Here is a 10924-nt window from a genome sequence, read left to right on the forward strand (position 1 = left end):
CCGCAGCACCTGCCGCCGGCAGAGCCTGCTGCCCGCCCCACAACGCCCGATGCCCTGCTGAGCGCAGGCAAGGCCGCCTTGCAAAAACGTGATTACGATACCGCGCATGACAATGCCGAGGCTGCTCTCAAAAGTGCCAAGGGTGCGTTCCGGGTGGATGCACAGTTCCTGCTGGCGCAGTCCCTTGCGGGGCAAAAGCAGTATCGCCAGTCCGCCGTGGCGTATTACGATGCCTACCGCCAGTCCCCTAAAAGTGGACGTGCGCCGGATGCCCTGCTGGGTGTGAGCGCCTCCCTTCTGGCACTGGGAGATAAAAAATCTGCGTGCGAGGCATTGGGCAAGCTGAATAACGAGTTCCCGTCCCCCGCGCCGCGCGTGGCCCGTGCGGCGGAAATTTACGGGCGCAAGGGCGGCTGTAACTGATGTTGTGGTGCATGCACCTGCGTGGCGGGGGCTAGGCGTATTTCGGTCTGTTTTCTCCAGCGTCCGGTTTTTTCAGACCAGCCAGTTTCCCCCCACTGGTTTGCCGCACTCCTGAACACTCTTGGTCCGTGGGGCATGGATGTGGCGGGGCAGGCCCCCGTAGCTCTTGCTGTCTCGGGTGGGGGGGACAGTCTGGCCCTTGCATGGCTGGCGCGGCATTGGCGGCGCAACCTGCTGGCTCTTGTGGTGGACCACGGCCTGCGCCCCGAATCTGGGGCTGAAGCCCAGCTTACGCTTGAGCGCCTGCACGCTATGGACGTGCCAGCCAGACTGCTGACGCTAACAGGGCTGACCAAAGGCCCTGCCATGGCTGCGCGCGCACGTATGGCCCGTTATGCCCGCATGGTGCAGGCCTGCCAGCAGGAGGGCTGCGTGGACCTGTTGCTGGGCCATCAGGCTGATGATCAGGCGGAAACGGCATGGATGCGCGCCAATGCAGGCAGTGGGCCGGATGGTCTGGCCGGTATGGGCTGGATCAGCCATATGCCAGACGTGCGGCTTGTGCGGCCTTTGCTGGCTGTCTCACGCACGGCTTTGCGCAATACGCTGCGTCAGGCGGGGCTTGCTTGGGTGGATGACCCTTCCAATCAGGATATGCGGGCCGAGCGTGTGCGTGTGCGTGCAGCATTGCAACAGAGCCATTTATCCGAGCAGTTCTGGTGCATGGCCATGGATGCGGGGTGTGCGCGTATGGCGCGCGACCGTGCACAGGCGGCCAGTCTGGCGCGGCGTTGCGTGTTTTTTCCCCAAGGGTGGGTTGGGTTGGGCGCGACCCTGCCTGAGCCCGCCGTATTGTCGGGGCTGATCCGCAGTGTGGGTGCGCAGCAGTACCCGCCCGCACCTGCCGCCGTGGCGCGGTTATGCCAAAAGGGAGGAGTAGGTGGCACGCTGGCTGGTACCCGCCTTGCCAGATGGCGTGATGAGTGGTTTGTCATCCGCGAGCAGGCTGCGGTGGCGGCTCCCGTGGTGGCCAGCCCCGGTGTGCTCTGGGATAGCCGCTTTGTGCTGCATGCCCCTTCTGCTGTTGCGTTGCGGGGTATATGTCGGGGCTGCTGGTTACGGGCTGGAGCGCAGGGTCCGTGCCGGATGGCCAGCCCTGTTCTGCGCGGGCTTGCCTGCTTTGTGGTGGCAGGGGCAGACTGTTGCCGTGCCCCATCTGGGGTGGTGCCGCACGGCGGAATGGGCGGGTGCCTTTTTTGAGTTCAAACCCCCTGTTCCCGTAACCGGGCTGGGCGTGTACGGATGTAAAAAAGGACACGACGGGAACTATATCGGGCCAGCGGACTAGGAAAACGGTTCAGCCATCCCATTTAATAAGAGCAAAGGTTGCTTTTTTTCCCGAGCACCGGGCAAGATGGCAGGACACTCCGGCGCTTTACGCACTAGAAGTATGGACACTCGGGCAAGATGAACAATTTAGGTCGCAATCTGGCACTCTGGGTCAGCATTATCCTGGTGCTGCTGTTACTGGTGAACATGTTCCAGCCGGGTTCGGCGCAGCATGCCGCCCAGCAACTGGCATATTCCGATTTTGTGGCCGATATTGATTCAGGGCATGTCCGCTCTGTTGTCATGCAGAACCACAATATTTCCGGCACGCTGACCGATGGCACAGCGTTTGAGACCTATGCCCCCATGGACCCCTCCCTTGTCTCGCGCATGGTGGGTAAGGGGGTGGAGGTTGTGGCTAAGCCACTGGAGCAGGATGGCAGCCCGCTGCTGCGTTACTTCCTGAACTCCCTGCCCATTATCCTGCTGGTGGCGGCATGGCTGTTCATGATGCGGCAGATGCAGGGTGCGGGCGGTCGGGCCATGGGCTTTGGCAAATCCCGCGCCAAAATGCTGACCGAAAAGCACGGACGTGTCACGTTTGAAGACGTAGCCGGGATTGATGAGGCCAAGGGCGAGTTGCAGGAAATCGTGGATTTCCTCAAAGACCCGCAGAAGTTCACACGGCTGGGCGGTAAAATTCCCAAAGGCGTGCTGCTCGTTGGCCCCCCCGGTACGGGTAAGACCCTGCTGGCCCGCGCCATTGCGGGTGAGGCCAATGTGCCCTTCTTCACCATTTCCGGTTCCGACTTTGTGGAAATGTTTGTCGGTGTTGGTGCCTCCCGCGTGCGAGACATGTTTGAACAGGGCAAAAAATCCGCGCCGTGCATCATCTTTATTGACGAAATCGACGCCGTTGGCCGCCACCGTGGTGCGGGCATGGGCGGCGGTAACGACGAGCGCGAGCAGACCCTGAACCAGATGCTGGTTGAGATGGACGGTTTTGAAAGCAATGAGGGTGTTATCCTGATTGCCGCGACCAACCGCCCGGATGTGCTGGACCCCGCACTGCTGCGCCCCGGCCGGTTTGACCGTCAGGTCGTGGTACCCAACCCCGACGTAAGCGGGCGTGAGAAAATCCTGCGCGTGCACATGCGCAAGGTGCCGCTGGCGTCCGATGTGGACCCGCGCATTATTGCCCGTGGCACGCCCGGTTTTTCCGGTGCGGATCTGGCCAATCTGGTAAACGAGGCCGCTCTGTCTGCCGCGCGCCTTGGACGGCGCACCGTATCCATGCGCGAGTTTGAGGATGCCAAGGACAAGGTGCTTATGGGTGTTGAGCGCCGCTCCCTTGTCATGAGTGATGACGAGAAAAAGCGCACTGCCTACCACGAGGCCGGACACGCCATTACCGCCGTGCTGGTGCCCGAGAGCGAACCCATCCACAAGGCCACCATTATTCCGCGTGGGCGGGCACTGGGTATGGTCATGCGCCTGCCTGAGGATGACCGTCTGTCCATGAGCAAAATGAACGCAGTTGCCCATCTGGTCGTAGCCATGGGCGGGCGCGTGGCTGAAGAAGTGGTCTATGGTAAGGACAACATCTGCAATGGCGCTATGGGCGACATTAAAATGGCCACCCGCGTGGCCCGCAGCATGGTGACCGAGTGGGGCATGAGCGACAAGCTGGGCATGATCGCCTATGCGGATGATGATCAGGGCAACAGCTTTTTTGGTGCCGCGCGCAACTTCTCCGAACAGACGGCGCGTGACATTGACATGGAAGTCAAACGCCTGATTGACGAGGCCTATGTGCAGGCCCGCAATTATCTGCACGACCATGTGGATGAACTGCACCGTCTGGCCGAAGCCCTGCTGGAATATGAAACCCTGACAGGTGAGGAAATTCGCCAGATCATGCGGGGCCAGCCGATTGAACGGCCGGAAGAAACGGAAGATGGCCCGGTTAACCGCCGTGCCTCCGTGCCGCAGGTTTCTGGGGAGGCACCGTCAGGCCCGGCGGATGATGCCGGTGCGGTACCCGCTCCTCAGCCCGGCTAGGGCAGGTTGTGCGGTTTGGTAGCACGTTCAGTATCAAAGAGGCGGCACGTTGTGCCGCCTCTTTTGCATGGTGGGGACCACACAGGGGGTAAGCATATGTGGCGCAGGCTGGTAGAGCCCATGGGGCTGCTGTTCGGGCAGGCCGCGCAGGAGGCTATTGTGCAGGGGTGTGCGCTGCCACTCCATAACGGGGGCACCGCCTTTTCAATGGTGCGGCTGATTGAGGGGGAGACGGTTGCAGGCCCTATGCCGGTCAGTGCCATACCCCATACGTGGTTGCCCGTTGTGCAGCGCCTTGTCTCTCCCGTGTCGGATGCGGGGTTGCCTGCGGGGCCTCTGGTCATGGGGATTCTCAACACCACGCCAGACAGCTTCAGCTGTGCGGGCCAGCATTTTAACGTCGCTCACGCCTTACAGGCTGCGTATCAGATGGTGCATGATGGTGCCGGCGTGCTCGACATAGGGGGGGAGAGCACACGCCCCGGTGCCGCAGTTATTTCCCCCCAACAGGAGTGGGAGCGGGTTGGGCCGGTGCTGGAGGGGCTGCGCCAGAGCATGCCCGCTGTGCCGCTCTCGGTCGATACGCGCAACAGTCTGGTTATGGAACGGGCGCTGGCTGCGGGTGCGCAGGTCATTAACGATGTTTCGGCCCTTGAGCATGACCCCGCCGCTCTACCTTTGCTGGCTGACAAAAACTGCGGTGTGGTGCTCATGCATATGCGCGGCACTCCCCAGACCATGGAAGCCCATATCCATTACACGGATGTTGCCTGCGATGTGGTGCGCGAACTGGGGCAGAGAGTGGAGGCCGCCGTGGCGGGGGGGATAGCCCGTGAGCGCTGATGGTGGACCCCGGCTTTGGTTTTGCCAAAACACAGGAGCAGAATGTTGTGCTGCTGCGCCGGGTGTTGCTGCTGGCCAATCTGGGCTGCCGTGTGGTGTTTGCCCTGTCGCGCAAGCGGATGATTGGTGCGCTCACCGGAGTTGCAGACCCGGCCCAGCGCGATAGCGGCACCATGGCGGCATCTCTTATGGCCCTGCCTTTGGGGAACCCGCTTTTGCGGGTGCATAATGTGGCCAGCATGGCTCAGGGTGTGCAGGTGTGGCAGGGCGTGCAGGACGGATAAAGCGGCATGCCAAAATGATGTTTTGTCGCCTGAACACGGTTTCTTCCAATCCAAAACCGTTTTAGACAAAGACCAGCAGGACAGGAGTTTCCGCAGCAACGGCCAGAGTATTCAGGTCCATTGCCGAGAGCGGAATGGAATGAGTATTATGAAACGATTTTTCGGAACAGACGGTATTCGTGGTACCGCCAACATGGCCCCCATGACAGTGGAAATTGCCCAGAAGCTGGGGCAGGCCGCAGGGCTGCACTTCCGCCGGGGGGACCACCGCCATTGCGTTCTGCTGGGCAAGGATACCAGATTATCCGGCTATATGATTGAGAGCGCTCTGGTCTCCGGGTTTTTGTCGGCTGGCATGGATGTTACTCTGGTGGGGCCGCTGCCCACACCGGCCATTGCCCTGCTGACCCGCTCCCTACGGGCTGATCTGGGCGTCATGATTTCCGCTTCCCATAACCCGTTTGGTGATAACGGGATCAAGCTGTTCGGGCCTGATGGTTTTAAACTCTCCGATCAGGATGAGCGCACCATAGAAAACCTGATGGTCACCGACCTGCACGCGGATATGGCCCACCCGGCCCAGATTGGCCGCGCATCCCGCCTGAATGACGCCGCAGGGCGGTATATCGAGAGCGCCAAATCCTCCTTCCCACGCAAATTGCGGCTGGATGGGATGAAGATTGTTATCGACTGCGCCAATGGTTCTGCCTACCGCGTGGCCCCCACGGCCCTGTGGGAGCTGGGAGCGGAGGTCATTCGCATCGGGTGTGAGCCCAATGGTGTGAACATTAACGAACAATGCGGCTCCACCCACCCCGATGCCCTGTGCAGGGCCGTTGTCCAGCATGGTGCGGATATCGGGATTGCTCTTGATGGCGATGCAGACCGGGTGCTGATTGCGGATGAAACCGGGTGTTTGATTGATGGCGACCAGATTCTGGCGCTGATCGCCCGGTCATGGGCGGCAGAGGGGCGTCTGGTTGGCAATGCGTGGTGGCCACGGTTATGTCCAACATGGGGCTTGAACGGTTTTTGGAAAAAATGGGCGTGGAGCTGGAGCGCACGGCGGTCGGTGACCGCCATGTCGTCGAGCGCATGCGGGAGCGGGGGGTGAATGTGGGGGGCGAGCAGTCCGGCCACATGGTGCTGACCGACTTTGCCACCACGGGCGATGGCCTGATTGCTGCCTTGCAGATTCTGGCTGTGCTGGTTGAGGCCGGGCGCCTGCCAGCGAGGTCTGCCGTCTTTTCCAGCCATTCCCGCAAAAGCTGCGTAATGTCCGTTATGCGGGTGCCTGCCCGTTGGACATGGATGAGGTGCGCCAGCGCCAGCATGATGTGGAGCGTACTCTGGCCGGGCATGGCCGCCTGCTGCTCAGGCGGAGCGGCACCGAGCCTCTTGTCCGCGTGATGGCCGAAGCCGAAGATGCGGCACTGGTGGACGAGGCAGTAAGTCAGATGTGCGCCGTGCTGGAAAAAGTGACCCAGCCTGCCTGAGCCAAGGGAAGACTCCATATGACCCCGCCCATAACTGCCTCGCGTGCAAGAGTTCTGTCCATAGCAGGGAGCGACTCCGGGGGCGGGGCGGGGATTCAGGCTGATATTAAAGCCATAACCGCTCTTGGCGGGTACGCCATGACCGCCATAACCGCCCTGACCGCACAGAACACGCAGGGGGTGCAGGACATTCTGCCCATACCCCCCGGATTCGTGCGTGAGCAGATTCGTAGTGTGGTGTCAGATATCGGGGTGGATGCCATTAAAACCGGCATGCTCGGAGGTGTGGCGCAGACACAGACCGTGGCGGAGGAAATTGCGCGTATCCGCCAGCAGAAGCCCGACCTTGTTGTGGTGGTGGACCCGGTCATGGTGGCCAAGGGGGGGGCCGCCTTGCTGGCGGAGGATGCGGTGGCCTGCCTGCACACAACGCTTTTGCCCCTTGCTACGTTGATCACACCCAACCTGCCGGAGGCGGAAAAACTGACGGGCCAGTCCATCCACACGGAGGAGGACATGCGGGCCGCGGCCTTGTGGCTGCATGAGCGCACCGGGGCGTCTGTTTTGCTCAAGGGCGGGCATATGGCGGGGGAGAATCTGGTGGACGTGCTGCTTGGCCCCACCGGGTTTACCACCTTTACGGGGCGGCGCATTGCTACCCGCCATACACATGGCACGGGGTGCACGCTCGCCAGCGCGCTGGCCACCACTCTGGCGCAGGGATTGTCTTTGCCAGATGCTCTCAGCCAGTCCTGCCTTTATGTGCAGGAGGCTATTTTACAGGCTCCGGAACTGGGCAGGGGGGCTGGGCCTTTGTGGCATGCCCATGCATGGTACCCTGCGGTCCGGTCCTGAAAAAAATAAATCAGCAAAATCTGCCAGTTGTTAAAGCCGCGGTGTAAGGCTCAGTCTGCAACGGCGTGGAGCTGGAGCATGGCAGCTTCGGGCGGGACAGGCATCTGGGAGAGGGCGAGCAGGGGGGCTGGTACCGGCATTGCCTGCGGGTCATGCAGAATGTAACCCCGGCCCCATACGGTGGAGATCAGGTCTTCTGCGCCAACGGTTTGCAGCTTTTTGCGCAGCTTGCAGATAAATACATCAATAATCTTGATGTCCGGCTCATCCCGCCCACCGTAGAGGTGGTTCAGGAATGTCTCCTTGGTCTGGGCAATGCCTTTGCGCAGGACCAGCAGTTCCAGAATGGCAAATTCCTTGCCAGTCAGATGAATGGGTCGGTTCCCCACCGTGACGGTATGGTTGTTGAGGTTCAGGGTCAGTGAGCCAACCTGGGCGATGGGGTGAGCGTATCCGTTGGAGCGGCGCAGAATGGCCTGAACCCGGGCAATCAGCTCGGCGGTTTCAAACGATTCGGCCAGATAATCGTCCGCACCTAGTGCAAAGGCACGGATTTTGGCGTCTGGCGTGTCAACATCAGAGAGAATGATGACCGGCGTTGCCACCTTGAGCGTCCGGAGCGTGTTGAGAATGGTATAGCCATCCATATCCGGCAAGGTTGTGGTGATGATGGCGAGCCCGTAATCGTAATTGCGCAGCAATTCTATGGCGTTTTGCCCAGACCGGGCCAGATCGGCCGCAAAGCCTGCTTTTTTCAGGGCGGAGAGAATGGCGCGGCTGGAGGTAAATTTGTCCTCGGCAAACAGGATGCGCATGACTGGCCTCACATAGCTGCAGAAAGGGTTATACACCTTGTGGTTGTATTTATCGGCTTGGGTAATACTTTTACGTGTTTTTCTAAAAAAATAAATACAAATTCATATTTTTTTATGATTTTTGTAATGACAGATATGTGAGCGACGAATGGCTTTGTGGCGTATATCCGGCAAAAAGCTTCTTGAGCTTTGCAGGTGATGATACATGATTGCGACGCGAAAACCACAAATAATAAAGTATTACAAAGTAATTTTTTTGGGATATTCTGGTGATAGTCTTTAATAAGTTGCATTATTTCTAACAAACGACCAGTTTGCAAAAAATTTACAATTTCAGTGCTTCACTCTTTTCGCCTCCCGCCTGATATGAAAAAGGACAATCCTGAACCTCTGGCGTGGGCAGGTGTCCATCATGGAAAGGGAGCCATAAGCGGTCATGCTGCTCAAAACCGAGGCCGATACGGTACAACTGGCCACAAGTCTTGCAGGTCTTGCACAGCCGGGGGACGCCATTTTGCTGTCTGGCCCGCTGGGGGCAGGCAAAAGCGTGTTTGCACGGGCTTTTTTGCGGGCGTTCTGTGCGGACAGCACGCTGGAGGTGCCAAGCCCGACCTATACGCTGGTGCAGGCGTATGATGCCCCCGTGGCCACGGTGTATCATTTTGATCTGTGGCGGCTTGGTAGCCCGGACGAACTGGACGAACTGGGGTGGATGATGCCTGCACGGGCGTGATGGTGGTGGAATGGCCCGAACGGCTGGAAGACATGACCCCCGCAGAGGCCCTGCACATCACGCTTGATGTCACACCTGATGGAGACCGCCATGCCCGGCTGGCGGGCTGGAGTGGGCGGTTGCCTGTGCATCTGCTGCAACAGCCCATTCCCCCGGAGCACGGGGCATGAAGCTTGCGAGCATTCCCGCCCATCTGCCTTTTCTTGACCATCTGGCCGCCCGCTGGATCAAGGCTGCAGGGCATGGCCCGCAGGCTATGGGCGAGGGCACAATCGTCCTGCCCGGTCGCCGTGCCGCCCGTGCGCTGACCGAGGCATTTTTGCGCCAGATGGATGGGCGCAGCATGCTTTTGCCCCGCATTATGCCCATTGGCGCACTGGACGAGACAGAGCTGGGGCTGGCCCCCTGTGGTGGGGCGGACGCACTGGCCCTGCCGCCAGCCGTACCCGCCATGACCCGGCTGGCCATGCTCACTCTGCTGGTGCTCAAGGCAAATAATGCCTTTGGTACCCGCCCCACGCTGGATCAGGCATGGCCACTGGCCCGCGCTCTGGCGGAGCTGATGGACGAGGCGGAGTGGGCAGGGGTCAACCTGCGTGAACGCCTGCCCGATGCGGTGCAGGAAAACCACGCCGAGCACTGGCAGACCATCCTCCAGTTTTTGGGAATCGTGACTGAGGAATGGCCCAAATGGCTGCACGCTCAGGGGCTGATCAACCCCGTGGCGCGGCAGGTTGCTCTGCTGGAGTCGCAGGCGCGGCTGTGGCGCAGCATGGGGGAACAGGGGCAGACCGCTCCTTTGTGGGCGGCAGGCTTTACACACGCCATGGCCCCCACGGCGCAGGCATTGCGGGCCATTCTGTCCTGCCCGGGGGGCAAGGTCATTCTGCCGGGGCTGGATACGCTCATGCCGCAGGCAGTGTTTGCTGCTCTACCAGATAGCCACCCGCAGGCGGGGCTAAGTCACCTGCTGGCAGGGCTCGAGACCCGGCGCGAGGATGTGGAGGTCTGGGACGCACCCGGTGGCCAGCCCGAGCGTGCGGCAGTGCTGTCGCGCATTATGCTGCCTGCCGCAGCGCTGGATGACTGGGCGCTGCCCGGCCCGGTAGCGCTGCCCCATGTCAGCCGGTTTGAGGCCGCAGACCAGCAGGAGGAAGCTGTGGCCATCAGCATGGTCATGCGCCATGCGCTGGAGCAGCCCGGCCACCGCGTAGCCCTTGTAACGCCGGACCGGGGGCTGGCGGCCCGCGTGGCCACGGAGCTGGAACGCTGGGGTATTCTGGCAGACGACAGTGCGGGGGCCACACTGGCGGACACGCCCGCTGCCGTATTGCTGCGGCTGGTCGCGCAAATGGTGGACAGTCAGTTTGCCCCCGTGGCCCTTTTGTCCGTGCTCAAGCACCCGCTGGTGGCCTGTGGTCTGGCGCCGGGTGTGTGCCGTGCCTCTGCCCGTCTGCTTGAGCGTGCCGTGCTGCGCGGCCCATCCCCCGCTCCGGGTTTGCGGGCTTTGTGCTGCCGTCAGGGACAAACTGGAACCCAAGCGCGAGAAGGACCGCCTGCGCATAACGGAGGGCGAGAGTGCAGACCGCCCCTTTGGCCCCGAGCCTCTGCCAGCCTTTATGGAGCGGCTGGCCCAGTGTCTGGCACCTGTTCTGGGTTGGGAGCAGGCAGACGGGGCAGATCTGGCGGCGGGGCCGGGTATGCGGCATCAGGCTGGGGTGCCCGACCTGCTTGCAGCCCTTATTGCCACGGTTGAGCGCCTTGCCAGTATGGAAGGGGAGGAGGCTGCCACCCGGTTGTGGAAAGGGGAGGACGGCAGCCTGCTTGCCGCCAGACTGAGCGAGCTGATGCTGGCGACCGAAGTACTTCCCCCGCAGCCGCCTGCTGTGCTGGATGGGCTGCTGAGCGCTGTTCTGGCGCAGGAGCGTGTGGCCACCCGGCGGGGCAACAACCCGCAGGCCCTGCACCCCGCGCGTACTTATCTGGGGCTTGTTTGAAGCCCGGCTGCAAACGGCGGAAACCGTTATTCTGGGTGGCCTGTCCGAAGGGGTGTGGCCCCCCGCGCCCGATGCGGGGCCGTGGATG

Annotated in this window: 4 protein-coding genes and 5 pseudogenes; 8 read left to right on the forward strand and 1 reads right to left on the reverse strand. The window is 61.3% G+C overall.

The genetic code is table 11. The features are described from left to right. The 6 genes and pseudogenes from JCM25146_RS14670 to thiD all read left to right on the forward strand — a co-directional run. Positions 1-423, forward strand: a pseudogene (locus JCM25146_RS14670) (hypothetical protein); the annotation flags it as partial. Positions 424-444: 21 nt separating this feature from the next. Then, a complete protein-coding gene (gene tilS, locus JCM25146_RS19930) occupies positions 445-1683 on the forward strand; it encodes a tRNA lysidine(34) synthetase TilS (protein WP_242401177.1) in 1239 nt (412 codons plus the stop codon). A gap of 207 nt (positions 1684-1890) precedes the next feature. Then, the gene (gene ftsH, locus JCM25146_RS14680; protein WP_025828955.1) at positions 1891-3813 is read left to right on the forward strand and encodes an ATP-dependent zinc metalloprotease FtsH; all 1923 of its coding nucleotides are present in this window, start codon (positions 1891-1893) and stop codon (positions 3811-3813) included. A 342-nt stretch (positions 3814-4155) separates the two neighbouring features. Further along, a pseudogene (folP, locus tag JCM25146_RS19935) lies at positions 4156-4940 on the forward strand (dihydropteroate synthase). A gap of 139 nt (positions 4941-5079) precedes the next feature. Beyond that, positions 5080-6436 (forward strand): annotated as a pseudogene (gene glmM, locus JCM25146_RS19940) (phosphoglucosamine mutase). Between the two features lie 18 nt (positions 6437-6454). Further along, positions 6455-7291 (forward strand): bifunctional hydroxymethylpyrimidine kinase/phosphomethylpyrimidine kinase, encoded by an 837-nt coding sequence (thiD, locus tag JCM25146_RS14695; protein WP_025828956.1) that lies wholly within the window; start codon positions 6455-6457, stop codon positions 7289-7291. 50 nt (positions 7292-7341) lie between these two features. Here thiD and JCM25146_RS14700 read toward each other — a convergent pair whose 3' ends face one another. Continuing rightward, positions 7342-8106: a response regulator transcription factor gene (locus tag JCM25146_RS14700; protein WP_025828957.1), complete on the reverse strand. Its 765-nt coding sequence runs from the start codon at positions 8104-8106 to the stop codon at positions 7342-7344. Positions 8107-8542: 436 nt separating this feature from the next. Here JCM25146_RS14700 and tsaE point away from each other — a divergent pair. Together tsaE and addB are read left to right on the forward strand one after the other, a co-directional pair. Then, positions 8543-9009 (forward strand): annotated as a pseudogene (tsaE, locus tag JCM25146_RS19945) (tRNA (adenosine(37)-N6)-threonylcarbamoyltransferase complex ATPase subunit type 1 TsaE). Beyond that, positions 9006-10924, forward strand: a pseudogene (addB, locus tag JCM25146_RS19950) (double-strand break repair protein AddB); the annotation flags it as partial. The pseudogenes tsaE and addB, both read left to right, overlap by 4 nt.

Source organism: Acetobacter okinawensis JCM 25146 (assembly GCF_000613865.1).
Taxonomy (GTDB): Bacteria; Pseudomonadota; Alphaproteobacteria; order Acetobacterales; family Acetobacteraceae; genus Acetobacter; species Acetobacter okinawensis.

Excerpts from the sequence above, each read along its gene's own strand:
- ftsH (WP_025828955.1), top strand. The coding sequence starts at position 1,891 with ATGAACAATTTAGGTCGCAATCTGGCACTCTGGGTCAGCATTATCCTG.
- thiD (WP_025828956.1), top strand. The coding sequence starts at position 6,455 with ATGACCCCGCCCATAACTGCCTCGCGTGCAAGAGTTCTGTCCATAGCA.
- JCM25146_RS14700 (WP_025828957.1), bottom strand. The coding sequence starts at position 8,106 with ATGCGCATCCTGTTTGCCGAGGACAAATTTACCTCCAGCCGCGCCATT.